The following is a 23,240-nucleotide window of genomic DNA, read 5'->3' on the forward strand; positions in this document are numbered from 1 at the left end:
CGCCTTAAACGGCAGGGTGGTGAAACACTTGCCGCAAGTAAGCGAGGAAAGTTTCATCCTTGCACAGGGTCTTGCCCGGCGAATCCGACAGTTTCGCCACGGACTGGCCATTGCAGCGCACCAGTTTCATGACGATGTTGAGCGGCGTCAAACCGACATCGTTGGTGAGATTGGTGCCGATGCCGAAGCCCGTCATGATGCGGTCGGCGAAGTGCTGGTACAGGGCAAACGCCTTGTCCAGGTCCAGGCCGTCGGAAAACACGAGGCGCTTGGTATTGGCATCGATGCGCAGGGCCGCGTAGTGGGCCAGCGCCTTCTCGCCCCACTCGACGGGGTCGCCCGAATCGTGGCGCAAGCCGTCGAACAGCTTGGCGAAATACAGGTCGAAGTCGGCCAGGAAGGCGTCCATTCCCACCACGTCCGTCAGGGCGATGCCCAGGTCGCCCCGGTATTCCTGCACCCAGTCTTCCAGTGCCGCCTTTTGAAAGTCGCGCAGGCGCACGCCAAACGACTGGAACGATTGCATGTATTCATGGGCCATGGTGCCGATGGGCACGATGCCGAGCTTTTTCGCCAGGTAGACATTCGACGTGCCCTTGAAATACTCGGGCACTTCGCGCGCCAGGCGCTGCACCACCTCGTCATGCCAGGCGCCGGAAAAGCGCCGGCGCACGCCGAAATCGGAAAATTCGAATGGATGCTTGCGCCTTGGCAGCTTGCCGAATTCCTTGACGGCCGCCACTTTCAAGCCCAGGCGGTGGCGCCCTTCGCGCATGGCCGCGTCCAGGTCGAAACGGCGGAAATACAGTTCGTTGATGATGTACAACACGAAAATCTCGAAGCCCATCACGTGCACTTGCGGCCCGGCCGCGTGCACGAGCAAGGTGTCGCCATCCGTGCTCACTTCGATGAACTTGCGCTGGAAGCGGAACACCGTCAAAAAGTCGACGAAATCGCTCTTCATGAAGCGCAGGGTGCGCAAATAGGCCAGCTCGTCGTCGGCAAACGACATCGAGCATAAATGGTCGAGCTGCTCTTCCAGCTCGCCCTTCAGTTCGGCCAGGGGAAAGGCCGTGGCGTTGCGGCAGACAAATTCATATTCGGTATGGGTATTCGGATGACCGTGCAGCAATGCTTGCCACATTGTAAATTTATACAGATCGGTTTCCAGCAAACTGCGCACTATCGGGGTCATGTGTGTTTTCTCCAACTTCCTGAAGCCAGAATAGTACGCCACTGCAAGCATTTCAGCAGGACACAATCGACAATGGCTCAGGCAATCGCGTTCGCCTGCAGTTCGGGCAAGACGTCGGCGGAGGTCGCCAGCCGCGCGCCGCGCGCATGCATGGCGGCCAGGAAGTCGCGCTGCTGCGATGCAAAGCCCGTGACAGGGCTCATGCAGTCCGTCAGCAAGACCAGGCGCGCCAGCGCCTGCGGTCCCTGCTGCGCTTGCAGGTAGTCGGCGATGTGCTCCGTGCTGGCTTTCACGCAATGGCTGCCCGCTTCGCCGGTGACATAAATCTGCTGCGCCGGCAGCAAGGTATCGAGGAAGGCGCGGTTGAGCTGGGTGGCCGCATCCTGCGGATCGGGCACTTCCGCCATGACGGCCGAGTAATGCTCGGTCCATGGGTTCGAACCCTTGCTCAGCTTGGCCACCACTTGCAGCCGCTCCACTTCCCACGCGTTGTAGGCGGCGCGCACGGCCGCGTGGACATTCTGCCCCCAGCTGCCGATCTCGCAATGCACGGGCCACACCATCAATTGATAGCGCCCCGCTTGCTGCAAGGCATCCAGATAAGCCAGCGCGCGCGGCAAGGCGCCGCTGGCGGCGGGCAGGAACAGGCGGTCGCGCACCTGCTGCGCGCTGATCTGCGTAAATGGCGGCACGGCGCCGCCATCGCCCGTGCGCCAGAAGGCGGGGTGGGCGATGTCGTAACGGTGGTGCGCGTCGAGCGTGATACTGATCTGCGTCAAACCGCCGCCCCCTTCGCGAATCAGTTGCGCCACGCGCAGCATGTCGGCGTGGGCGCCGGGCACGGCCAGCGCCGGTGCGGCGTCTGGCGGCAGCCAGGCGGCGGGCAAGTCGCAAAAATCGTTTTGCGGATCGATGACGAGCAGGTGCAACTGGCGTTTCATGGCGGTCCTCTGGCGTGGCAATAGTTCGCATGATACGGGCAACTGCGCCGGCGCGCCTGCACCGGCTACGCCCGGACTGTGCTCATTCGCAATGACTTGCGCCGAAACAAGCCACGCGAGCTTCAGGGGTGGAAGACATAGCGGCGCTGGCGCCGCTCGACCAGCTTGACGGCCACCTCGCCCGCTTCCGCCACGGCGTCCGCTTCCGTTGTAAACTGGTGGTCGGCCGATACCCGGCGCTTTTTCACCAGGTTGACCCGGTGCATGGGGTTGCGCGACGGGGCATAGATGGCGACGTAGGCGCCCCATAGCTTGCAGCCCCGCAAGGGTTCCGCCGTGTAATTCACCTCATAAAAATCAACATACTTTATCGGCACGATGTTCGCTCCAAAAATGACATGGCCGGACAGCTTGTCTCTACGGACTGACGCGGTAAAAAGGTAAAACCATGCGTTCACGCCTGCTCGGGATACCCGATGCGGCTTTGTTTTTATAACGCGGCACAGGAGAAAATGGATGAATGACTACCTCATCTTCATGCACGACGACACGGAAACACCGGTGGACGTCGCCACGCCGGCCTGGGAAGATTACTTCGCCATGCTCAGGGCCAGCGGCCGCTTCTGCGGCGGCAGTTCCATCGGTCCCGGTATCTGCGTACACCGGTCCGGCCAGGCCAAACCGGTCACGCCACACTTGTCAGGTTATATACGTGTACAAGCTGAAAGTATAGACGATGCAAAAAAATTGTTAATCGGAAACCCCGTACTGAACGCAGGGGGGACGGTGGAAATCCGCGAGCTGCCGCGCGACTGACGCGGCGTCGCCGGCCCCCTACTTTCCGGCCTCGGCCGCGGAATGCATGGACCACACGACGCTGAGGATTTTCCATTCGCCATCGCGCTTGACCATTTGCCACGCTTCCACGCCATAGTTGGACAATTTATTGCCGACGAGGAATTCGTAGTCGAAGTTGACCCACGCGACATGGCGGTCCTGGGTGATCTTGACGTTGTAGAATTTTTCTTCCGTGCGCTGCGGTTCGCGCTTGATGAAGTTGGCGAAACCGACATAGCCGGCCGCCCCGACGCCGTCGAAGTGGACGTCCGTCGTGTCGCGCATTTTCTTGATGAAATCGTCGTCGGCAGGCGAGGCGAACAGGATGTTCGTATGCAGCAGCAGCGACGACAGCAGCTTGACATCCTTGGCGGTCAGGGCCGCCTGGAAGTCGGCGACGACTTTTTCAATGGCGCGGATATCTTCGGGCGTGGAAGCATGGCGGCCCACGTGGGGCGGCGCCACGGGCGCAGTTTGCGCCAGCGCAATGCCTGCTGAAAACAAAGAACATCCGAACAATATTGCGCTTGCCAACTTGTGCATGAGGGACTTTCATGGCGAACCGCTCGCCGGGCCGGCACGGGGCGTGCCGCCGGCAAGCTTATGTCAACCATGGCAGATTGGCAATCCCCCTTTGGAACTAGAGGCGAGCCTGATTCAGGCAGCCAGGGCCTCGATCGACGCGCGGCCCTTGGCGATTGCGCTGCTGACGGCTTCCTCGCCCATGGCCACGCCTTCGGCCTGCACGAACTCGATATCGGTGATGCCGATGAAGCCCAGCGCCGTGCGCAGATAAGTGCTCAGGTAGTCATACGCGGCGCCGGGGCCTTCGCTGTAGACGCCGCCGCTGGCCGTGAAAATGACCGCTTTCTTGCCCGTGGCCAGGCCGACCGGGCCCGTCGCCGTGTACTGGAAAGTGCGGCCCGCGCGCGCCACGTGGTCGATCCACGCCTTCAGGGTCGAGGGCACGGAAAAGTTGTACATGGGCGCGGCCAGCACCAGCACGTCGGCCGCCAGCAATTCGTCAACCAGGGTATCGGACAATTGCACGGCCGCTGCCGCCTGCGCGCTGCGCTGGTCGGCCGGGGTGAAGAAGGCGCCCATCACCTCTTCCGTCAAGTGCGGCACGGGCTGCGCCGCCAGGTCGCGTTCGACGACGCTGGCCCCTTGCGCGGCCAGTTTGGCGACGAATTCGCCGGACAATTGACGAGAAAGGGAACCGCTGTTGCGCACACTGCTATTAATGTATAAGACCTTGCTCATGAAGTGCTCCTGTGAAGATGGGTGACGGGAATGGCCGCATCGCAGCCCTTGCACACAGCATAGTTCGGGTCTACCATCGAGAAAACCGTGTAAATATAAATGATTAGCATCGAATTTCTAGATATGGAGTCAGCATGAGAGAACCGGGCCAGCCTTCGCTCGACCAGTTGCGCGTGTTTGTCGCCGTCATCGACGCGGGCGGTTTCGCCCACGCGGCGCGCCAGTTGCACCGCACGCAGTCGGTGATCAGCTACACCATCGCCAACCTGGAAGAACAACTGAACGTGGTGCTGCTCGATCGCGGCAAGCGCAAGCCCACCCTGACGGACGCGGGCAAGGCCCTGCTGGCCGACGCGCGCGCCGTGGCCCTGAAGGTCGACGGCATGCGCGCGCGTGCCAAGGCCTTGGCCGGCGGGCTGGAGGCGGAAGTGTCGGTGGTGGTCGACGTGATGTTTCCCACCTGCGTGCTGGTGCGCGTGCTCGAAGCGTTCCAGGCGCAGTTCCCCACCGTCGCCCTGCGCCTGCGCATCGAGGCGATGGGCGCCGTCGCGCAACTGGTGATGGATGGCAGTTGCCACATCGGCCTCGGTGGCTGGATGACGGCCACGGCCAGCGTCTTCGAGCGCCTGGCCGTGGGCCACGTGCGCCTGATTCCCGTGGCCGCGCCCAGCCACGCGCTGGCGCAGCTGGCAGGCCCGATCGCCTCCAACGTGGCGCGAGAACACGTGCAGCTGGTGCTCAGCGACCGCAGCGTGCTGACGGAAGGCCAGGATTTCGGCGTGCTGGGATTGCGCAACTGGCGCCTGGGCGACCTCGGTTCCAAGCACGCGCTGCTGCGCGCGGGCCTGGGCTGGGGCAACATGCCCGAAGCGATGGTGCGCGACGACCTGGCGGAAGGCCGCCTGGTGCACCTGCCGCTGGCCGTCGACAATGGCGAGAATTACCCGATTTACCTGATCCAGCGCGCCGACACGCCGCCGGGCCAGGCGGGCAAGTGGCTGACGGAGCGGTTTGCGGAGCAGTTGCCGCTGCTGGCCCAAGGGTTTTAAACGCCAAACAAAACCTACTGCGCGTCGCGCTTTGCGGCCTGCGATGCTCACCGTACTAAAGTACGGTTGCGCTTCTTAGCCACAAATCGCTGCCGCTCGCTACGGTTTTGTTAGGCGTTGTGAGTTCACAATTGACACAGGTATGATGCGGGTAACACTTTAATAAGGAACCACATGGCCGGCATCGACGACTTCGTCAACAAACAAAAACCTGGCGCGCGCTTCGTCATCACGGCGCAGATGCTGCGCATGACGCCGCAGCAATTCGATTCGCTGGCGCAGGAATGGATGGAAGACGGCGGCCCCGGCTTCGACGTGGCCGGCATCCCGCACCGGGTGGTCGTCGACGGGCAGTTCTATATTGCCCGGCTCACCGTGCAACGGCACGGCGAGCCGGCATAAGGCCTAATCGACGCCCAGCACGTGCAGGCGGCGCCGCAGGCGCGCCACTTCTTCCGACAGATCGACCACCAGCGCGGCCAGTTCGGCGTTCGCGTCGAACACGGATTCGATTTCGTGCAGGCGGCGCGCGCGCACCAGGTCCAGGCTGGTGAAGCGCCAGGCCGTGAGTTGCCCCGCCGGCGGGCCATTTTGCAGCAGCACGCCCGTCTGCACGTGCTGCACCACCCAGTCCGGCTCCACGGCGCAGGCGCGCGCCAGTTCTTCCAGGCTCAGGGCACGGTCTTCCAGCAATTCGCCAATTACCTTGTTTGTCATGATTTACCCTCCCAGCTTCTGGCGCGGATTGAAAGCCATCTCGCGCGCCATGGTTGCATACAGTTCGCGCGCCTTGTCATCGTTCGCCGGCGGCAGCACCACTTCCAGCAGCAGATACAGGTCGCCCGGCTGGGCGGCGGGGATGCCGCGCCCCTTCAGGCGCAGCTTGCGCCCCGTCTGCGAATTGGGCGGCACGCTGACGGACACCGTGCCCGATGGCGTGGGCACGTCGATCTCGCCGCCCAGCGCCGCTTCCCACGGCGTGACGGGCACCGTCTCGAAGACGTCGCGCCCTTCCACCTTGTAGCGCGCATCGGGCCGGAAGCGGATTTCCAGGTACAGGTCGCCGGCCGGCGCGCCGCCGCTGCCCGGATTGCCCTGCCCCTTCATGCGCAGCTGCTGGCCTTCCGTGACGCCTTTCGGTATCGTCACTTCCAGCGTGCGCTCGCGCGTCACCACGTGGCCTTGCGCATCCGCCTCGGGCACGCGCATGACAATATGGCGCTTGGCGCCCTGGTAGCTGTCCTGCAAATCGATGGTGATGGCGGCGTGGCTGTCCTCGCCCTGCATCTGGAACGTGCTGTTGGCGCGGCGCCGCCCGCCCACGTGGGCGAACAGGTCGGCAAAGAAGTCGCTGTCGTCGGCGCCCGACGATTCGTAGCCCGCACCCCAGTCCGGCGGCGGGCGGAAGGGCTCTCCCTTGGGATGGCCCTGCGCGCTGCGGCCCAGTTCATCGTAGGCGGCGCGCTTTTCCGCGTCGCCCAGCACGCCGTAGGCTTCGTTGAGGGCCTTGGTGCGCTTGTCGGCGTCCGGCTCCTTGCTCACGTCGGGATGGTATTTGCGTACCAGCTTGCGGTACGCCTTCTTGATCTCGGCCTCGGTCGCCGTCTTTTCGACGCCAAGTTCCTTGTAATAATCCTTATATTCCACCGTGCCTGCTCCCCATGGTTGAAGTGCCTATGGGAAGAGTACACGAATTGGCCGAAGGACAGCGGACGCACAAACCAAACCGCCCGCGGGACACGGGTCGCGCGGGCGGTGCAAGGGCAGCGGAAAAGGTCTAGCGCACGCGGCGCAGCGAGGAAATGCGGCGGTCCAGGCCATGGTGCAGGCGCCCGTAGCTGCCTGGCCCCATCACCACGCAGCGGCCGCGGAAGTTGGCGTCGACGCAGAATTCCCAGCGGCCGTAATTGACGACGATCGATTCGGCGCGGTCGTTGAAGCCATAGCGGCTCAAGTCATGCACTTCGCGGTCCAGGCGCACGGGCCGGCCGCGCATGCCCGCATCGGGGAACATCAGCACGGCGCCATTCATGTCGGGACGGTGGCCGCCGCCATGGCCGTGGCCAGGGTATGGGCGTTCCGGCTCCGGATACGGACGGTTCGGGCGCGGCGGGTAGGGACGGTGATCGCCGCCGCCATGGCCCGGCCGGCCCACTTCGCGCACCGAGGAAACGGCGTCGTTCATGCCCGGCATGGTGTCGTAGCGGCCCGGCCCCAGGGTGCGGCAATTGCCACGGTAATTGGCGTCCTTGCACACTTCCCAGGTGCCCGAGCGCACGATGATGCTGGAGGTCTTGTCGTTAAAGCCCATGCGCGACAGGTCGCCCGCATCAGAACGCAGGGTGACCGGGCGGCCGCGGAAACCGGCATCCTCGAACAGGGTGATTTCGCCCGCCGATGCGGCAAGGGGGGCGAGGAAGGTGGCGGCGCACAGCAGCGCGGGCCGGAAAGATCGAACCATGACAACTCCAATACTGAGACATTTTCGCCAGTGTAGTCCAGGCGGCAGGCGGCGAGTGTAACAAAGGGCAAGCAAATGTCAGCACACGGCAGGGAATGTAAAAACCGCCTGGCGGGATCAACCCGGCAGGCGGCCTGTCAGTACCGCGTCAAGGCGCGATCAGCGCACGCGGCGCAGCGAGGAAATCTGGTTTTCCATGCTGTTCAGGCGGCCGTATTCTCCCGGCCCGATCACTTCGCAGCGGCCGCGGAAGTTCGAATCGCTGCACACTTCCCACTGCCCCTCGTTGACGACGATGGACGAGGCGCGGTCGTTGAAGTTGTAGCGCACCAGGTCTTCCGCATTGCGGTCCAGCGCCAGCGGTTCGCCGCGCATGCCCGCTTCGGGGAACAGCAGGACGGCGCCGCGCTGCTGGTACTGCTGTTGCGGATATTGCTGTTGCGGATACTGCTGCTCGTATTGCGGCCGCTGGTACTGCTGTTCATACTGCTGCTGGCGGCGCGCTTCGCGCTCGTCGACCATGCGCGCCGACGAGACGCGCCCATCGAGGCCGCGCCCCAGGTCGTCGTGGCGGCCGGGGCCGAAGATGCGGCACACGCCGTTGTAGTTCGAATCGCTGCACAGCTGCCAGTAGCCGTTGTAGATGACGATGCTCGTGGTGCGGTCGTTGAAGCCGATACTGACGAAATCGTCCGTATCGCGGTTCAGGCGCGCCGAGCCGCCATTCTGCCCCGCGCCCGAATACACTTCCAGGGTGCCGCCACGGCCATAGCCGCCATGGCCGCGGTCCGGATCGCGCCCGGGGCGTCCCGGATTGTAGCCGTCGCCGCGCCCCGATTCGCGCACCGAACTGATGGCGTCGTTCATGCCCGGCATCGAGCGGTACTCGCCCGGCCCCAGGGTCTTGCAATTGCCGCGGAAGCCGGCATCGGTACACACGTCCCAGGTTCCTGAACGCACCAGGATGCTCGATGTCTTGTCGTTGAAGCCAAAGCGCGACAAATCGTCCGTCGTCTCGCGCAGGTTCACGGCGCGGCCCCGGAAATTATCATCCTCGAACAAGGTGATATCGCCCGCATGGGCGGTTGCATGCGCCCCCAGCGAGAGCAGCAAGGTCGCCGCGCATGCCAGCGCGTGTTTGAAAGGGCCCGTCATGATTAACTCCATTCTTCATTCTTTGGTGATGATTCGCCTGGCCAAAACGCCAGGGTGTTAGTGTAACAAATACAAGGCCTCGGCGAAGGCCCGGTCGCGCATTCAATACAGGCGACGCAGCGAGGAAATGCGCTTTTCCAGCGTCGCGCCCAGGGTTTCATACTTGCCCGGTCCCATGCGCTCGCAGGTGCCGCTGAACTGCGAGTCCGTGCACACTTCCCAGGTGCCTTCGTGGATGGTCATGGAGGCCGCCTGGTCGTTGAAGTTCAGGCGCACCAGGTCGCTGACGTCGCGGTTCACCTGCAGCCCGGGTCCATTCAGGAACGCGCGGCCGTACAGCACCACCAGTCCCTCGTTATTCTGCGGACGGTTCTCTTCGCGCGGATCGACGAGGCGCGCCGACGACACGCGCCCGCTCAGGCTGCCCAAGTCATCGTGGCTGCCAGGTCCGAACACGCGGCAGCTGCCGCGGTAGTTGGAATCGCTGCACAGCTGCCAGTAGCCATATTCGATGCGCGCGCTGCTGGCGCGGTCGTTGAAGCGGATGTCGACCAGGTCGTCGCGGTCCGCGTTGATGCCGGCAGACGCGCCGCGCTGGCCGCCGTCCGCATACAGTTCCAGCGCCGCGCGGCGCCCGCTGCTGCTGCCGCTGCCGCCGACTTCGCGCACGGATGAAATCTTGTCGTTCATGCCCGGCATCGAACGGTAGTCGCCGCGTTCCAGCGTCTTGCAATCGCCCTTGAAATCGGAATTCGTGCACACTTCCCAGCTGCCCGACTCGACCTGGATGCTCGACGCGGCGTCATTGAAATTGACGCGCGACAGGTCATCGGTCGTATCGCGCAAGACCACCACCCTGCCCTTGAAATTATCGTCGGTGTACAGGCGGATCTCGCCGGCCTGCGCCGCGAGGTGGACAAACAGCGAACTGGCGCACAGCAGGGCAAAAGCGAACGGGCGATTCATGGGGCGGTCTCCGGTGGCGGCAAAGGCAAGTGATCGACATGACAACTGATGCCAGTGTAGCCATCCGTAGAAAAAACGGTGTAACAAAGTATGAGAAAAGGACAACAAATTGTTACCAAAAGCAATAACCGGCCCTGCGGGAGCCGGTTATTGCCATTTCGCTGACGCGCTGCCCCGCGTCAGCGCACTTCGCGCACCGACGAGATGCGGTTGCTCAGGCGCTCCAGGCTCGCGTATTCACCGGGTTCCAGGGTGCGGCAGCGGCCGCGGAAATCCACGTCCTCGCACACTTCCCAATAGCCGGAACGCACGCGCACGCTTTGCACGGTGTCGTTGAAGTCGCGTTCGCGCAAATCGGCCGAGGCGTTGCGCACGGTCAAGCTGCGGCCGGCGAAATCGTCGCGCGTATAGAAGGTCAGTTCGCCGCCCAGCGAGCGCCCCGGCAAATGGCCGCGCTCGCGGTCGCGGTCACGGCGGCCGTCCCAGTCGCGCCCCCGGTCGCGGTCGCGGCCCGGATAACCATCCCAGCCGCCGCGCACTTCGCGCAGCGAGGTGATCTTGTTGGCATGGCCGTCCAGCGACGGATACTCGCCCGCCTCGAGCAGGAAGCAGGCGCCGCGGAAATCGGCTTCCTCGCACGCTTCCCAGCGGCCCGAGCGCACGCGGATGCTTTGCGTCGTGTCGTTGAAACGGACCTCTTCCAGGTCGGCCACGGCGTCGCGCACGGTGTGCGAGCGGCCGTGATAATCGTCGCGCGAATACAGGGTCAGTTCGCCGGCGCCGGCCAGTTCGGCCGTCATGGCGGCGCCCAGCAGCAGGGCGCAGTTCAAAGCTTTCTTCAACATGGTCTTACTCCATAGTCAAGGTACTGCGGTTGACTATTTGGTCATTTTGCCAAATAGAGCGCGCAGTCTATCCGCGACTGGCCCACTTAGCTGTAACAAATGATTACCGCGCGCCGCCCCCGGGGGCGGCACGGCGGACAAGCACGGCGAATGCCGGTAGAATCTTGTGTTTAGTCAAGCTTGCCGACCATGCCACACACTACCTCGTTCACCCTGCCCGCCGTCCGTACTGAAATTTCTTCGCTGTGGAAGCTGGCATGGCCCATCCTGATCGGCCAGCTGGCCACCGTCGGCATGGGCGCGGCCGACGTGGCGATGACGGGCCATACGAATCCCGAGGAACTGGCCGCCGTCTCGCTGGGCGCGGCCATCTGGTCCATCGTACTCGTCACCGTGAGCGGCATCATGATGGCGATCAATACGCTGGTGGCGCATGAAATCGGCGCCGCGCGCCACGACCGGGTGCCGCACATCGTGCGCCAGTCGCTGTGGAAGGCGCTGCTCGTGGGCCTCGTGGCTTGCCTGCTGACGAACATGGCGGCGCTGGTGTTCGACCACCTGATGCTGGAGCCAAACGTGGCAGCCAAGGCCAAGCTGTTCGTGCACATCATCAGCTGCGCGCTGCCGCCGTTCGCCGCCTACCGCGCGCTGTACGGCTACAGCACCAGCATCAACCAGACCAAGCCCGTGATGGTCATCGCGCTGGCCGCGCTGGGCCTCAATATCCTCGTCAACTACCTGCTGATCTACGGCCACTGGGGCATGCCGAAGATGGGCGGCGTGGGCTGCGCCGTGGCCACCACCTGCTGCGTGTGGATGATGCTGCTGGCCATGCTGGCCTGGATCAAGATCGCGCCCGCCTACCGCGCCACCTACCCGTTCACGCACTGGGAAGGGCCGCAGCTGTCGTCCATCGGCCCCATGCTGCGTCTGGGCCTGCCCATCGGCGTGACTTACTTTGCCGAAGTGAGCGCGTTTGGCGTCATCAGCCTGCTGGTGGCGCGCTTCGGCGTGATCCAGGTGTCGGCGCACCAGATCGCCCTGAATTTCTCGTCCGTCGTCTTCATGGTGCCGCTCACGTTCGGCATCGCGCTGGTCACGCGCGTGGGCCATGCCGTGGGCGAAGCCAACCTGCGCCGCGCGCGCTTCATTTCGTGGGTGGGCGTGGCCATGTCGCTGACGGCGGCCATCGTCTCGGCCACCGTCATCACCGTCTTCCGCCACCAGATCGCGCAAGCCTACACGTCCGACCCGCAAGTGCAGGCCCTGTGCGGGCAGCTGCTGCTGTTCGCCGCCCTGTTCCAGCTGTCCGACGCGACGCAGGTGGCGACGTCCTGCGCCATCCGCGGCTACAAGGTGACGCGCCAGCCGATGCTGATCCAGCTGCTGGCCTTCTGGGGCTTCTCGCTGCCGATCGGCTACGTGCTGGGCCTCGCGCCAGCCGGTTTCCCCTGGTCGCCGGCCGAGCCGATGGGCGCCGCCGGTTTCTGGATCGGCCTCGTCACGGGCTTGACGGTCGCCGCCGTGCTGCTGACCTGGTACTTGAACCGGCTGTCGCTGCAGCGCCTGCGCGCGGCGCATTGAAACAATGCATGGAACACAGGGCGGCGCGCAATTTATGCATGCCGCCCTCCCTGCTTCGCCATACAAAGCCCCAGCGCCGCACTCTTTCCGCCAAAGTAAAGAAGGCAATTGCCGGATTATTCCGTGGCTGGCCCTATCGCATTAAACGCCGTGCTCTGGTATCGTTTGCTGTCAAGCATCTTCTTGACATCCCTTTACAATCACCGAGACATCCATGCGTTTTATTCTTTGTTTTCTGGCCGCGATGGCCAGCGTTCCCGCATCGGCTGAAAAGCTGACCCTGGAACGCATCCACGCCGATCCGGCGCTGGCCGGCCCCGGCGTGCGCAACCTGAAGGTCTCGCCCGACGGCGAGCGCGTCACGTTCCTGCGCGGCCGCGCGGACAACCAGTTCCAGCTCGACCTGTGGGAATTCAAGCTGAAGGACAAGAGCACGCACCGCCTGGTCGACTCGAAGGCGCTGGTGCCGAATGAAACGATTTCGCCCGAAGAGCAGGCGCGCCGCGAACGCGAGCGCACGGCCAGCCTGAACGGCATTCTCAGCTACAGCTGGTCGCCGGACGGCAAGCAGTTGCTGGTGCCGCTGGCCGGCAATCTGTACCTGGTCGACGCGGCCCACCCGGACAAGGCGCGCCTGGTCGCCAAGGGCAATGTACTCGATCCGAAAATCTCGCCGAAAGGCCGCTACGTATCGTTTGTGCGCGATCAAAACATCTATGTGATCGACCTCAAGACGAACAAGGAACGCCAGCTGACCACCGATGGCAAGGGCACTATCCGCAACGGCGAAGCCGAATTCGTGGCGCAGGAAGAAATGGGTCAGCGCACCGGCTACTACTGGGCTCCCGACGATTCCGCCATCGCCTATAAACGCTATGACGAAGCGCCCGTGCCCGTCGTGCGCCGCTTCGAAATCTTCGCCGACCGCACCGACGTCGTCGAGCAGCGCTACCCTGCCGCGGGCGACCCGAACGTGCTGGTGCAGCTGCTGATCGTCTCGCCGGAAACGGGCGCGCAGCGCCAGGTGGACCTGGGCACGAACCCGGACATCTACCTGGTGCGCGCCGACTGGAGCGCGGACGGCAAGTCGCTCGTGTACCAGCGCCAGTCGCGCGACCAGAAGACCCTCGACCTGGTGGCCGTCGATGCGGCCACCCTGGCGCAGCGCACCCTGCTGACGGAAACGTCAAAGACCTGGGTCAGCATCCATGACGACCTGCGCTTCCTGCCGAACGGCCAGTTCCTGTGGTCGTCCGAGCGCACGGGCCGCAACCACCTGTACCTGTACGACATGGGCGGCAAGCTGCTGTACCCGGTCACTTCCGGCGAGTGGGGCATCGACAGCGTGCTGGCCGTGAACCAGAAGACGGGCAAGGTCTACGTATCGTCGAACCGCGATGCCGTCATCGACAAGCAGACCTACGCCCTGGCCCTCGATGGCAGCACGGCCGACAAGCCGCAGCGCGTCACCAAGGCCGATGGCTGGCACGACACGACGTTCTCGCGCAATGGCGAAGTGTTCGTCGACACGTATTCCGACCCGGCCACGCCGCCGCAAGTGAGCATCCGCCGTCCGGACGGCGCCATGGTGGGCTGGCTGGAAGAAAACGCGCTGAACGCCAGCCACCCGTACTACAAGTACAAGGCGGACCACCTGCCGACCGAATACGGCACCCTGAAGGCCAACGATGGCCAGACCTTGCACTATTCGATCGTCAAGCCGTCGAACTTCGACGCGGGCAAACGCTATCCCGTCTACCTGTCGACGTATGGCGGCCCGCACTCGCAGCACGTGGCTCGCCGCTGGGGCAACAACTTCGACCAGTACATGGCGCAGCAGGGCTTTGTCGTCTTCCGCCTCGATAACCGCGGTTCGTCGCGCCGCGAGCGCGCGTTCACGGACGCCATCTATCACAACCTGGGCGCGGCGGAAGTGGCGGACCAGCTGGTGGGCATCGACTGGCTGGGCAAGCAAAGCTTCGTGGACGCGAAACGCATCGGCGTGTTCGGCTGGAGCTACGGCGGCTTCATGACCCTGCGCTTGCTGTCGGCTGCGTCCGACAAGATCGCCATGGGCGTTTCGGTGGCGCCCGTGACCGACTGGTCGCTGTACGACACCCACTACACGGAGCAATTCCTCGGCATGCCGAAGGAAAACGTGGATGGCTACAAGGCCAGCACCGTGTTCGCCCATCTGGACGGCTTGAAGTCGCCGCTGCTGCTGGTGCACGGCATGGCCGACGATAACGTCTTGTTCAGCAACAGCACGCGCCTGATCGACGCGCTGGTGAACCGCGGCGTGCAATTCGACCTGATGACGTATCCTGGCGCCAAGCACGGCATCTCGTCGCGCGCGGGCCAGCGCCACGTGTACAAGAAAATCGAGCTGTTCTTCAAGCAGAACCTGGCCAATCCAGTGAAATAAGTTTGATCGGCATCAAATAAAAACCGCCGCCTGTCTCGCGACAGGCGGCGGTTTTTTTATGCGTGCGCCAGATTACGGCTTACGGGTAACGGTTTCCACCGCGTCCTTGACGTCGCCGACTTTCTTCTGCACTTTGCCTTCGACCTGGTTTGCCAGGCCCTTGGCTTGCTGTTCTTCGCTGCCGACGATCTTGCCAGCGGCTTCCTGGATTTTACCGCCGACTTCCTTCAGTTTACCTTCGACTTGATCTTTGTTCATGATGGATCCTCACTGTAGTTGGTACATCTGTTGTCCGGCCCCGAAGGGCCGGTACTGCGGCTCACACGCTGTTGCAAACTGCTTGCTGCGTGTCGATGTGTCCATACTACGGGGCGGGGGATCAATGCTCTGTACGGTTCCTAACACATGCTCAATTTGCGCCAATATCGGCGATCACGCGGGCTTGCGCCACACGGTGGCCAGCCACGGCTGCTGCTCGCGCGGCAAGCCCGGCGGGCGGTAGTACTGGTCGAGCAGGCTGAAACCGGCCGCCTGCACGTAGGCGGCCCACGTTTCCTCGTCGTGATAGCTGCCGTAGCGGGCGCCATTCCAGCCTTCCTGGTTCTGCCCGCGCGGATTCGAGCTGAACAGCACGCCACCGGGCTTCAGGCAAGCGTGCAAGGCGCGCAGCACGCCGGGCAAGACGGCGCTGGGCACGTGGAACAGCACGGCATTGGCGAACACGCCGTCGAAGTGCGCGGCCGGCAAATCGAGGTCGACGAAATCCTGCTGCCACACGGTGCAGCCGCTGTAGGCGCGCGCCATCTCGACGAAGCGTGGGCAGCCATCGACGCCCGTGGCCTGATGCCCCATGGCCGTGAACGCCTTCAGGTCGCGGCCCGGGCCGCAACCGAGGTCGAGGATGGCCAGCGGCGCCGGCTTGCCGATGGCGTCCAGCAGCGCGGCGATGTTCTGGCTGACGTCGTGGTCGCGCGTGCCTTCGAAAAACTGCTCGGCGCTGGCGTCGTAATAGGCCAGGGTGCGGCCCGTGATGGCGTGGATGGGGTCTTGCGGTGGGCTTGGCATCATGGCGGTCCTGTCGATATGTTCCGCCATTTTACGCTGCCGACCAGCTCCCCGGCCGGCAGCGTCAGCACTCTTACCAGACGCGCACGCGCTGCTCCGGCGCCAGGTACAGCTGCTGGCCCGGCTGGACGTCGAAGGCCGGGTACCAGGCGTCGAGGTTGCGCACGGTGGCGGCACGGTATTGCGCCGGCGCGTGGCCATCCGTGAGGATTTGCTGGCGCGCCGCCGCTTCGCGCGCCTTGCTGCGCCAGCTGACGCCATAGCCCGTGAAGAAATCGCGGTCGGCGCCCGCCTGCACCGGCTTGCCCTGCTGCGACAGGGTGAACGCATCATGCGCTGCCGCCACGCCGGCCAGGTCGGCCAGGTTTTCGCTCAGGGTCAGCTGGCCATTCACGGCCAGGTCGGGGAACGGTTTGTAGGCCGCGAACTGCGCCACCAATTGCTTGGATGCCGTCTGGAAATGCGCCAGGTCGGCCGGCGTCCACCAGTCGCGCAGCTTGCCCTGGGCGTCGAACTGCGCGCCCTGGTCATCGAAGCTGTGGCTGATCTCGTGGCCGATGGTGGCGCCGATGCCGCCGTAATTGGCCGCATCGGATGCCTGCGGGTCGAAGAATGGCGGCTGCAGGATGGCGGCCGGGAAGTTCAGCGCGTTTTGCAGCGGCAGGTTGACGGCGTTGACCAGCTGCGCCGGCATGGCCCAGGCCTTGCGGTCGGGCGACTGGCCCAGCTTGGCCAGTTCCTGGCGATAGTGGAACTGTTCCGCCCGCTGCACATTGCCCAGCGCATCGCCGCGCACCACGCGCAAGCCAGCATAACTGTCCCAGCGTTCCGGATAGCCCACGCCCACGTACAGGGTTTGCAGTTTTTCCTGCGCCTGCGCCTTGGTGGCGGGCGCCATCCAGTCCAGCTTGTCGATGCGGCGCGAGAAGGCGGCGACGATATTCGTCACCATCTCCTGCACGCGGGCTTTCGATTCCGGCGGGAAATAGCGTTCCACGTACAGCTTGCCGACGGCGTCGCTGAGGGCCGCATTCGTCGCGGCCAGCGCGCGCTTGCTGCGCGGCGACTGCTGCGGCGTACCGCTCAGGGCGCTGCCATAGAAGGCGAAGCGCTGGTCGGCGGCCGCCTTCGGCAAGGTAGTGCTGAAATGGTTGATGGCGTGGAAGGCCAGGAAATCCTTCCACGTAGCCAGCGGCACGCTCGCCACCAGCGCGGCACTGCCCGTCATGGCCGACGGATGCCAGACGATGAAATCCATCTGCTTGCCCAGGCCGGCCGCCTGGAAGAAGGCTTGCCAGTCCAGGCCCGGCGCCTTGCTGGCGAAGTCGGCGGCGCGCCACGCGTTGTTGCCCTTGGCGACATCGGCCGAATCCTCGCGACTGGCGTGGCTGGCGGCAATTTTCTGTTCCAGCGCAAACACGCGCGCGGCGCGGGCCGGCGCATCGCCGTAACCGGCCTGCTTGAGCATGGCGGCGATATGCGCCTGGTAGCCGGCGCGCAAGCCCTGCATGCGGGCGCTGTCGTCCTGGTAAAAGGCACGGTCAGGCAAGCCCAGTCCGCCCTGCAGCAGGTAGGCGACATTGCGCGTGGTGTCGTTCAAGTCTTGCGCCACCCACAGGCCGAACAGGTTTTCCGTATAAAAATTGGTGGAATTGAGCGGGTCGACATCGGCGCGCAAGCTCTCGCCCAGCGCGCGGGCCAGCCCTGCCTGGTCGCGTATGCCATTGATCTTGCTCAACAAGGGCTTGATCGGGGCCCAGCCTTTCGCTTCGATAGCCGATTCATCCATCCAGGAACGGTAAAAATCGCTGACCTGGCGCGCGGAGGCATCGGCCTGCGGCGCCGCCGCCAGGCCCTCGACGAGGGCGATGATGCGCTCGTTGGTCGCATTGGCGAGGATGGCGAACGAACCCCAGCTGCTGCGGTCGGCGGGAATCTCCGTGCCGCGCAGCCAGTCGCCATTCACGTAGTCATAGAAGTCGTCGCCGGGCAAGGCAGCGGGAACGGCGGCGCCAGCGACATCGGCGGCGGCCGGCTGGCCGTGCGCCCGGGCGGGCAAGCCGGTCAGCGAGACGCCGGCCAGGGCGAGGACGATGGCGGCCTGGACTGGCGTCCGGGACCAGGAAAAACGCAAACCGTGCATGGCGATCCTTTCGATGGAATAGTCAAAATCATAGCCTGTTTCCCATGCAAAAAGCATCCCGGAACTTTTTTGCATGCGGACAAAAAATCGGCCTATAGTTTTACGACCCCGTGCCGCGCGTACGCCAAGGAGATTGCCATGCAACTGGAAGCGCTGTTCCAGCAACCCCACGCCCTGCCTGCCGCCCCGAAGATCGTCGATGAACTGGTGCGCAGTTTCGACAACCCCGCCATCGCCACCGAAGACATCGCGCGCCAGCTGGGAGCGGACCCGGCCTTGAGCGCCAAGCTGCTGCGGCTGGCCAATTCAGCCTATTACCACGTCTCGCGCAGCATCGGCACGGTGGAAGACGCCGTGCTCATGCTCGGCTTTGTTACCGTGCGCACCCTCGTCATCAGCTCGGGCCTGGTCAGCGGCTTCAAGGCCGTGCCCGGCCTGAACCTGCCGCAATTCTGGCGCTACAGCCTGCACAGCGCCGTGTCGGCCCGCTGGATCGCCAGGCAGACGGGCGACAACCAGGACCTGGCGTTCACCATCGGCATGATGCATGCGATCGGACAACTGGTGATCCATGCCGCCATGCCCGAGCAAGCCATGCAGCTCGACAAGATCGCCCCACCGCTCGATGCGCGCCGGCTCGACGCGGAGCGGGTCTCGCTGGGCTATGACTATGCGCAGGTGGGCGCCGAACTGGCGCGCCGCTGGAAGTTCCCCGGCGCCTTTGCCGACGCCATCGCCGCCTTTCCCGACCCGCTGGCCAAGGCGCCGCTGAACCGCCTGGCCGCCATCATCCACCTGGCCGCCTGGCGCGCCCGCATCGATGAAAACGCCCTGAGCAATGAAGAAATCATCGCCTGCTACCCCGGCAACGTGGCCGAAGCGCTGGGTTTGCCGCCCTCGGTACTGGTCGACAAGATGCCGCCGCCAGCCGAACTGAGCGCGGGATTGGAAGAACTCGTCAAATAAATCCCCCACCGCCGGCATCGCCGACCCTGCATCCATGCGGGTTTGCGGGCGATTCCGGCGGATCGCCAAAATTATCCAAATTATTTTCACTTTTTTTTCAAAAACACCCTCAAGTTCCCGTCAAGCACGCCGTTAATCTAGACAAGCGGTAATCCATTCACTAGTTACGGGTGTGCTCATGACCTCCAACGACGTTCTCTCGATGTATGAAAATATTGCAGGAATGACCAATAAAATGGTCGTGGCCGCACGTTCGAGCGACTGGAATGACTTGGATGCCCTGGAAAACCAGTGCGCCAGCGCCGCCAGCACGGTCATGACGGGCAAGGTGCCCGCCCAGGCCGGCGCCTCGCGCCTGCGCAAGATCGACTTGCTCAAGCAAATCCTGGCCAACGACCGCGAAATCCGCACCATCACGGAACCGTGGATGACGCAGCTGCCGAACGCCATGCAAGGTTCGCGCGCCCGCATGTAAGTCATATGGCAGCACCAGAAACGACAAAAGCACCCGCGGGTGCTTTTTTTACGTCTGCCGCCTTGCCGGGGAGCGCGCCATCTGCGGCGCTCGGGAAACAAGGAGGGGGAATTTGGAAGGCGAGCCCCAGGTATCTCCTGGCGTCGCCTCGCTGCCGGTTGCATCCGGCGTTCGCGAGCACATCGTCGGCATCGCGAACCGCTTCCAGACCCAGGCGTTTATGCAACGCTACACCTGTTTGCCGCGCCACACTATCGTTGGTGACTGCGCCAGGCTGGGGCTGTTTTGTCGTAGAGCAAGTCCACTGAATTAATCATATCACCATATTTAAGAAACAGGCAACACGCGATACAAGCATTTTTCTGTCTTTTTTCAATATCTTTTTTTATATCAAATTCCGGCACCGCCTTGTCGCAGCCCTTGCAACATCATCAACGCGAGAACGGCTCCGGTTCCGGCTCGTCCGCCGCCCCCTCCTCCACCGCCTCCGTCAGCACGGGCGCCTCCTTCTTCTTGCGGCCGAATGGCTTGCGCAGCAAGACCCAGTATTTCGACGGCGCACCCGGCCCCGCCGCCTGCTTGCGCTTGCGCACGACGTACACGATGAGGGCCGTCAACAGCAGGAAGGCCAGGGTGCCGATACCCAGCCACAGCAAGCCGTTGCCGCCCGCCTTCTTCTCGGCTGCCGGTGCCGCGTGCAGGGGCTTGGGCTTGGCATGCGGCGCCTGCGCCTCGGCCGGCGCGGCAGCCGGCGCAGCGGCGGCAGCAGCGGTGGCAGGCTGAGCCAGCGCCTGCTGCAAGGCGCCGATCTTGCCTTCCAATTCGCCGAGCTTGTCATTCAAAGCCGCGTTTTTCTCGTCCAGCGCCACGCATGCTTGCGCCTGCTCCATATTGGCTTGCGGCGCGCAAGCGGCGACGGGCGCCGTGGCGCGGCGCAACGGCGCCGGACGCAGCGCGGCAGCGGCCGGCGCGGGCGCGGCGGGCGGCGGCACGAACACGCGCGCCGGGCGCACCAGGCCCTCGGCGCGCGCGCGGGCCGCCAGGGCGGCGGCATCGGGCAGCGGCGCGGCGGACACGGCACGCGGCAATGGCAACGGTTGCGGCACCGGCGCGGGCGCGGGCGCCGGAACGGCGGGCCTGGCTGGCGCGCTGACAGGGGCGACGGCGGCGGGCGGGGCCGGCGTCAGCCACAAGGTGCCCAGGCGCACGACGGCGCCATTGCCACTGCCCAGCAATAAATACAGGTGCACATGGCCTGCCTGGATCGCTTGCCGCGTTGTCACGCGCACATAGTGGCGCCCACCGCGCTCCAGCGGGCTGATGGTCAAGGTTTGCAGGGCCGGATCCATGCCGATGCCGCCGCCGCGGTACACATCGGGCGAAGCCAGGCGCACGGCCACGCCACTCGCTTCCTCGGGCGCCAGGGCCGTCAGTTCTATCTCGGCCAGCAGGGGCTGCCCCACGTGCGACAGCACGGCCATGTCACCCAGTTCGGCCGCCATGACGGGCGACAAGGCCAGGCTGGCGGCGGCGCACGCGATCAGGGACCAACGGGGAAAAATGCTGCTCTGCATGGACTGATCGCTTTGATAACAGGATAGATAAGGGGAACTCGCCTGTCTTTAACGGCAGGAAATCGCAAAAATATAGATGGGTCAGGGCAAAAATGATGCAATACAGCATCATCCTGTGCTTTTTTGACGCCTGGAGTACACTCGATCCACCTCTATCGATGAAAGGGATGCCATGAGTAGCAGAATCGAACGCGACAGTTTCGGCCCGATCGACGTACCCGCCGACCGGCTGTGGGGAGCGCAAACGCAGCGCTCGCTCGAGCACTTCCATATCTCCACGGAAAAGATGCCGCCCGAACTGATCGCCGCCCTGGCCACCGTCAAGCGCGCGGCCGCCCACGTCAACCTGGACCTGGGTCTATTGGATGGCAAGAAAGCCATCGCCATCACGCAGGCGGCCGACGAAGTACTGGCCGGCAAGCACGAGGCAGAATTCCCGCTGGCCGTCTGGCAGACGGGTTCTGGCACGCAAAGCAATATGAACATGAATGAAGTGCTGGCCAACCGCGGCTCCGAGCTGATCGGCGGCTTGCGGGGCGAGGGGCGCCTGCTGCACCCGAACGACGACGTCAACCTGGGCCAGTCCTCGAACGACATCTTTCCCACCGCCATCCACGTGGCGGCCGCACTGGCCGTCGCCAACACGGTCTTGCCGCCGCTGCGCCAGCTGCGCGCCACCTTGGACGCCAAGGCCACGGAATTTGCCGACATCGTCAAGATCGGCCGCACCCACTTGCAGGACGCGACCCCGCTGACCCTGGGCCAGGAATTTTCCGGCTACGTGGCGCAGCTGGACTTTGCCGAGCACATCATCACGGCATCGTTGCCGCCGCTGCTGCAGCTGGCCGCCGGCGGCACGGCCGTCGGCACGGGATTGAACGCCCACGTGGAATTTGCCGGCCGCATCGCGACGGAACTGGCGCGCCTGACGGGCCAGCCGTTCGCAACGGCCAGCAACAAGTTTGCCGCGCTGGCGGCCCACGACGCCTTGGTGGCCGCCCATGGCGCGCTGAAAACCCTGGCCACGGCCCTGATGAAAATCGCCAACGACGTGCGCTGGATGGCATCCGGCCCCCGCTCCGGCCTCGGTGAAGTCACCATCCCAGAAAACGAGCCGGGCAGCTCCATCATGCCGGGCAAGGTCAACCCCACCCAGTGCGAAGCGCTGACCATGCTGTGCTGCCAGGTATTCGGCAACGATGTCGCCATCACGGTGGGCGGCGCCTCGGGCAATTTCGAGCTGAACGTCTTCAAGCCCTTGATTGCGCACAACTTCCTGCAAAGCGCGCGCCTGCTGGGCGACGGCATGCGCAGCTTCGACGAGCATTGCGCGCACGGCATCGCGCCGAACCGTGAGCGCATCGCCGAACTGATGGAGCGCTCCCTGATGCTGGTCACGGCGCTGGCGCCGCACATCGGCTACGACAAGGCGGCGCAAATCGCCAAGCAGGCCCAGCATGAAGGCACGACCTTGAAGGAAGCGGCGCTGGCCCTGGGCTTTGTGACGGAAGAGCAATTCGGTGCGTGGATCGTGCCCCTGGACATGACGCGGCCCAACAAAAGTTAAGGCTCAGCCTGCATTCCTCCTGGCTTCATGTAAACTATGACCTTAGTTGACACCGTCATTAAGTGTTTAAAACACATCGTTGCAATAAGGGATACAATGCAAAAAGTAAGCTTTGATTTAACATCCGAGTTCGTCGAGCTGAACCAGCTGTTGAAGCTGGTCGGCCTGTGCGACAGCGGTGGCGCAGGCAAGGTCATGGTCGATAGCGGCGTGGTGAAGGTCGATGGCAAGAAGGAATTGCGCAAGACCGCCAAGATCCGCGCCGGCCAGGTCGTCAGCGTGGGCGATATCCGTATCACGGTCGTCGCTCCCGTCTGACCCCGGCATGGGGTGCGAAAGCAGCCCCATGCGTCCAGCCAGCGCCGCTGTCAGCCGGCTGCCTGGATCAAGCTGCAAACACGTCGTTATTGTCAGATAAATATCGATTGCAGAAGGGAAGCGCCATGGACCATCCCGAACAAGGTACGCGCAGCCAGGAACGCCTGATCGGCGACTTGCGCCAGGTAATAGAAAACGCGGAAGAATTGCTGCGTAACACAGACAAATACACCAGCAGCCTGTACCAGAGCGCGCGCGCCAGGCTGGAACTGGCCCTCGTCGCGGCCACGGCCGAACTCGCCCGCTTTGAAGAAGAGCAAGTCACGCGCATGATGGATGCCACCCTGGCCGCGAATGCCCTGTACCGCGATCAGACGGGCGAAGCGCGCCTGCTGCGGGCGTTCGAATAAC

General features: G+C 64.0%; 25 protein-coding genes. 10 read left to right on the plus strand and 15 right to left on the minus strand.

The window, feature by feature from the left end:
• Nucleotides 1–4: 4 nt before the first annotated feature.
• The 3 genes from pncB to CLU94_RS07410 all read right to left on the minus strand — a co-directional run bounded on the left by pncB (nucleotide 5) and on the right by CLU94_RS07410 (nucleotide 2,513).
• The gene (gene pncB / locus CLU94_RS07400; protein ID WP_099665174.1) at nucleotides 5–1,195 is read right to left on the minus strand and encodes a nicotinate phosphoribosyltransferase; all 1,191 of its coding nucleotides are present in this window, start codon (nucleotides 1,193–1,195) and stop codon (nucleotides 5–7) included.
• Between the two features lie 77 nt (nucleotides 1,196–1,272).
• The gene (locus tag CLU94_RS07405; protein WP_099665175.1) at nucleotides 1,273–2,136 is read right to left on the minus strand and encodes a cysteine hydrolase; all 864 of its coding nucleotides are present in this window, start codon (nucleotides 2,134–2,136) and stop codon (nucleotides 1,273–1,275) included.
• Nucleotides 2,137–2,258: 122 nt separating this feature from the next.
• Entirely contained in the window at nucleotides 2,259–2,513 is a 255-nt protein-coding gene (locus CLU94_RS07410) for a hypothetical protein (protein WP_099665176.1), read from the minus strand.
• Between the two features lie 139 nt (nucleotides 2,514–2,652).
• On the opposite strand from CLU94_RS07410, the gene CLU94_RS07415 reads away from it, so the two are divergent.
• Entirely contained in the window at nucleotides 2,653–2,952 is a 300-nt protein-coding gene (locus CLU94_RS07415) for a hypothetical protein (RefSeq protein WP_099665177.1), read from the plus strand.
• 18 nt (nucleotides 2,953–2,970) lie between these two features.
• Here CLU94_RS07415 and CLU94_RS07420 read toward each other — a convergent pair whose 3' ends face one another.
• Nucleotides 2,971–3,477 (minus strand): nuclear transport factor 2 family protein, encoded by a 507-nt coding sequence (locus CLU94_RS07420; RefSeq protein ID WP_099665178.1) that lies wholly within the window; start codon nucleotides 3,475–3,477, stop codon nucleotides 2,971–2,973.
• A gap of 153 nt (nucleotides 3,478–3,630) precedes the next feature.
• Nucleotides 3,631–4,236, minus strand: coding sequence for an FMN-dependent NADH-azoreductase (locus CLU94_RS07425; RefSeq protein WP_099665179.1), 606 nt, complete (start codon nucleotides 4,234–4,236; stop codon nucleotides 3,631–3,633).
• Nucleotides 4,237–4,370: 134 nt separating this feature from the next.
• Between CLU94_RS07425 and CLU94_RS07430 the strand changes: the two genes are divergently transcribed.
• Nucleotides 4,371–5,285 (plus strand): LysR family transcriptional regulator, encoded by a 915-nt coding sequence (locus tag CLU94_RS07430; RefSeq protein WP_099665180.1) that lies wholly within the window; start codon nucleotides 4,371–4,373, stop codon nucleotides 5,283–5,285.
• 174 nt (nucleotides 5,286–5,459) lie between these two features.
• Complete coding sequence (locus CLU94_RS07435) at nucleotides 5,460–5,687, plus strand: hypothetical protein (protein WP_099665181.1); 228 nt, start codon at nucleotides 5,460–5,462, stop codon at nucleotides 5,685–5,687.
• A gap of 3 nt (nucleotides 5,688–5,690) precedes the next feature.
• Here the strand turns inward: CLU94_RS07435 and CLU94_RS07440 are convergent, their stop codons facing one another.
• From CLU94_RS07440 to CLU94_RS07465, 6 genes are all read right to left on the minus strand, one after another.
• Complete coding sequence (locus tag CLU94_RS07440) at nucleotides 5,691–6,002, minus strand: MerR family transcriptional regulator (RefSeq protein ID WP_099665182.1); 312 nt, start codon at nucleotides 6,000–6,002, stop codon at nucleotides 5,691–5,693.
• A gap of 3 nt (nucleotides 6,003–6,005) precedes the next feature.
• The gene (locus CLU94_RS07445; protein WP_099665183.1) at nucleotides 6,006–6,932 is read right to left on the minus strand and encodes a DnaJ C-terminal domain-containing protein; all 927 of its coding nucleotides are present in this window, start codon (nucleotides 6,930–6,932) and stop codon (nucleotides 6,006–6,008) included.
• Nucleotides 6,933–7,062: 130 nt separating this feature from the next.
• On the minus strand, nucleotides 7,063–7,746 hold the full coding sequence (locus CLU94_RS07450; RefSeq protein WP_099665184.1) for a beta/gamma crystallin-related protein: 684 nt from the start codon (nucleotides 7,744–7,746) through the stop codon (nucleotides 7,063–7,065).
• A gap of 159 nt (nucleotides 7,747–7,905) precedes the next feature.
• On the minus strand, nucleotides 7,906–8,901 hold the full coding sequence (locus CLU94_RS07455) for a beta/gamma crystallin-related protein (protein ID WP_180278612.1): 996 nt from the start codon (nucleotides 8,899–8,901) through the stop codon (nucleotides 7,906–7,908).
• 102 nt (nucleotides 8,902–9,003) lie between these two features.
• A complete protein-coding gene (locus tag CLU94_RS07460; RefSeq protein ID WP_099665186.1) occupies nucleotides 9,004–9,867 on the minus strand; it encodes a beta/gamma crystallin-related protein in 864 nt (287 codons plus the stop codon).
• Nucleotides 9,868–10,046: 179 nt separating this feature from the next.
• Entirely contained in the window at nucleotides 10,047–10,712 is a 666-nt protein-coding gene (locus CLU94_RS07465; protein WP_099665187.1) for a beta/gamma crystallin family protein, read from the minus strand.
• A gap of 189 nt (nucleotides 10,713–10,901) precedes the next feature.
• Here CLU94_RS07465 and CLU94_RS07470 point away from each other — a divergent pair, with 189 nt between their 5' ends.
• On the plus strand, nucleotides 10,902–12,296 hold the full coding sequence (locus CLU94_RS07470; RefSeq protein WP_099665188.1) for an MATE family efflux transporter: 1,395 nt from the start codon (nucleotides 10,902–10,904) through the stop codon (nucleotides 12,294–12,296).
• A 214-nt stretch (nucleotides 12,297–12,510) separates the two neighbouring features.
• On the plus strand, nucleotides 12,511–14,721 hold the full coding sequence (locus CLU94_RS07475; protein ID WP_099665189.1) for a S9 family peptidase: 2,211 nt from the start codon (nucleotides 12,511–12,513) through the stop codon (nucleotides 14,719–14,721).
• A 72-nt stretch (nucleotides 14,722–14,793) separates the two neighbouring features.
• Here the strand turns inward: CLU94_RS07475 and CLU94_RS07480 are convergent, their stop codons facing one another.
• From CLU94_RS07480 to CLU94_RS07490, 3 genes are all read right to left on the minus strand, one after another.
• Nucleotides 14,794–14,979 (minus strand): CsbD family protein, encoded by a 186-nt coding sequence (locus CLU94_RS07480; RefSeq protein WP_077400637.1) that lies wholly within the window; start codon nucleotides 14,977–14,979, stop codon nucleotides 14,794–14,796.
• A 174-nt stretch (nucleotides 14,980–15,153) separates the two neighbouring features.
• On the minus strand, nucleotides 15,154–15,786 hold the full coding sequence (locus CLU94_RS07485) for a class I SAM-dependent methyltransferase (RefSeq protein ID WP_099668198.1): 633 nt from the start codon (nucleotides 15,784–15,786) through the stop codon (nucleotides 15,154–15,156).
• A gap of 73 nt (nucleotides 15,787–15,859) precedes the next feature.
• The gene (locus tag CLU94_RS07490; RefSeq protein ID WP_099668199.1) at nucleotides 15,860–17,929 is read right to left on the minus strand and encodes a M13 family metallopeptidase; all 2,070 of its coding nucleotides are present in this window, start codon (nucleotides 17,927–17,929) and stop codon (nucleotides 15,860–15,862) included.
• Nucleotides 17,930–18,067: 138 nt separating this feature from the next.
• Here CLU94_RS07490 and CLU94_RS07495 point away from each other — a divergent pair, with 138 nt between their 5' ends.
• Together CLU94_RS07495 and CLU94_RS07500 are read left to right on the plus strand one after the other, a co-directional pair.
• Entirely contained in the window at nucleotides 18,068–18,895 is an 828-nt protein-coding gene (locus CLU94_RS07495; protein ID WP_099668200.1) for an HDOD domain-containing protein, read from the plus strand.
• Nucleotides 18,896–19,118: 223 nt separating this feature from the next.
• Complete coding sequence (locus CLU94_RS07500; protein ID WP_257218715.1) at nucleotides 19,119–19,370, plus strand: flagellar protein FliT; 252 nt, start codon at nucleotides 19,119–19,121, stop codon at nucleotides 19,368–19,370.
• A gap of 431 nt (nucleotides 19,371–19,801) precedes the next feature.
• On the opposite strand, the gene CLU94_RS07505 is transcribed toward CLU94_RS07500, so the two are convergent.
• The gene (locus tag CLU94_RS07505; RefSeq protein WP_099665191.1) at nucleotides 19,802–20,944 is read right to left on the minus strand and encodes a hypothetical protein; all 1,143 of its coding nucleotides are present in this window, start codon (nucleotides 20,942–20,944) and stop codon (nucleotides 19,802–19,804) included.
• A 172-nt stretch (nucleotides 20,945–21,116) separates the two neighbouring features.
• Here CLU94_RS07505 and fumC point away from each other — a divergent pair, with 172 nt between their 5' ends.
• From fumC to CLU94_RS07520, 3 genes are all read left to right on the plus strand, one after another.
• A complete protein-coding gene (fumC, locus tag CLU94_RS07510) occupies nucleotides 21,117–22,511 on the plus strand; it encodes a class II fumarate hydratase (RefSeq protein WP_099665192.1) in 1,395 nt (464 codons plus the stop codon).
• 96 nt (nucleotides 22,512–22,607) lie between these two features.
• Nucleotides 22,608–22,829, plus strand: coding sequence for an RNA-binding S4 domain-containing protein (locus tag CLU94_RS07515; RefSeq protein WP_035825476.1), 222 nt, complete (start codon nucleotides 22,608–22,610; stop codon nucleotides 22,827–22,829).
• A 125-nt stretch (nucleotides 22,830–22,954) separates the two neighbouring features.
• Complete coding sequence (locus CLU94_RS07520) at nucleotides 22,955–23,239, plus strand: hypothetical protein (protein WP_034759786.1); 285 nt, start codon at nucleotides 22,955–22,957, stop codon at nucleotides 23,237–23,239.
• Nucleotide 23,240 lies beyond the last annotated feature (1 nt).

The sequence above is a fragment of the Janthinobacterium sp. 13 genome (assembly GCF_002749695.1).
GTDB lineage: Bacteria > Pseudomonadota > Gammaproteobacteria > Burkholderiales > Burkholderiaceae_D > Janthinobacterium > Janthinobacterium kumbetense.

Bases quoted from the DNA above. Each gene is read 5' to 3' on its own strand.
- CLU94_RS07495 (WP_099668200.1), top strand. From the start codon at position 18,068: ATGCAACTGGAAGCGCTGTTCCAGCAACCCCACGCCCTGCCTGCCGCC.
- CLU94_RS07500 (WP_257218715.1), top strand. From the start codon at position 19,119: ATGACCAATAAAATGGTCGTGGCCGCACGTTCGAGCGACTGGAATGAC.
- CLU94_RS07430 (WP_099665180.1), top strand. From the start codon at position 4,371: ATGAGAGAACCGGGCCAGCCTTCGCTCGACCAGTTGCGCGTGTTTGTC.
- CLU94_RS07455 (WP_180278612.1), bottom strand. From the start codon at position 8,901: ATGACGGGCCCTTTCAAACACGCGCTGGCATGCGCGGCGACCTTGCTG.
- fumC (WP_099665192.1), top strand. From the start codon at position 21,117: ATGAGTAGCAGAATCGAACGCGACAGTTTCGGCCCGATCGACGTACCC.
- pncB (WP_099665174.1), bottom strand. From the start codon at position 1,195: ATGACCCCGATAGTGCGCAGTTTGCTGGAAACCGATCTGTATAAATTT.
- CLU94_RS07415 (WP_099665177.1), top strand. From the start codon at position 2,653: ATGAATGACTACCTCATCTTCATGCACGACGACACGGAAACACCGGTG.
- CLU94_RS07465 (WP_099665187.1), bottom strand. From the start codon at position 10,712: ATGTTGAAGAAAGCTTTGAACTGCGCCCTGCTGCTGGGCGCCGCCATG.
- CLU94_RS07475 (WP_099665189.1), top strand. From the start codon at position 12,511: ATGCGTTTTATTCTTTGTTTTCTGGCCGCGATGGCCAGCGTTCCCGCA.
- CLU94_RS07480 (WP_077400637.1), bottom strand. From the start codon at position 14,979: ATGAACAAAGATCAAGTCGAAGGTAAACTGAAGGAAGTCGGCGGTAAA.
- CLU94_RS07520 (WP_034759786.1), top strand. From the start codon at position 22,955: ATGGACCATCCCGAACAAGGTACGCGCAGCCAGGAACGCCTGATCGGC.
- CLU94_RS07460 (WP_099665186.1), bottom strand. From the start codon at position 9,867: ATGAATCGCCCGTTCGCTTTTGCCCTGCTGTGCGCCAGTTCGCTGTTT.
- CLU94_RS07485 (WP_099668198.1), bottom strand. From the start codon at position 15,786: ATGCCAAGCCCACCGCAAGACCCCATCCACGCCATCACGGGCCGCACC.
- CLU94_RS07505 (WP_099665191.1), bottom strand. From the start codon at position 20,944: ATGCAGAGCAGCATTTTTCCCCGTTGGTCCCTGATCGCGTGCGCCGCC.
- CLU94_RS07425 (WP_099665179.1), bottom strand. From the start codon at position 4,236: ATGAGCAAGGTCTTATACATTAATAGCAGTGTGCGCAACAGCGGTTCC.
- CLU94_RS07435 (WP_099665181.1), top strand. From the start codon at position 5,460: ATGGCCGGCATCGACGACTTCGTCAACAAACAAAAACCTGGCGCGCGC.
- CLU94_RS07515 (WP_035825476.1), top strand. From the start codon at position 22,608: ATGCAAAAAGTAAGCTTTGATTTAACATCCGAGTTCGTCGAGCTGAAC.
- CLU94_RS07490 (WP_099668199.1), bottom strand. From the start codon at position 17,929: ATGCACGGTTTGCGTTTTTCCTGGTCCCGGACGCCAGTCCAGGCCGCC.
- CLU94_RS07470 (WP_099665188.1), top strand. From the start codon at position 10,902: ATGCCACACACTACCTCGTTCACCCTGCCCGCCGTCCGTACTGAAATT.
- CLU94_RS07405 (WP_099665175.1), bottom strand. From the start codon at position 2,136: ATGAAACGCCAGTTGCACCTGCTCGTCATCGATCCGCAAAACGATTTT.
- CLU94_RS07450 (WP_099665184.1), bottom strand. From the start codon at position 7,746: ATGGTTCGATCTTTCCGGCCCGCGCTGCTGTGCGCCGCCACCTTCCTC.
- CLU94_RS07440 (WP_099665182.1), bottom strand. From the start codon at position 6,002: ATGACAAACAAGGTAATTGGCGAATTGCTGGAAGACCGTGCCCTGAGC.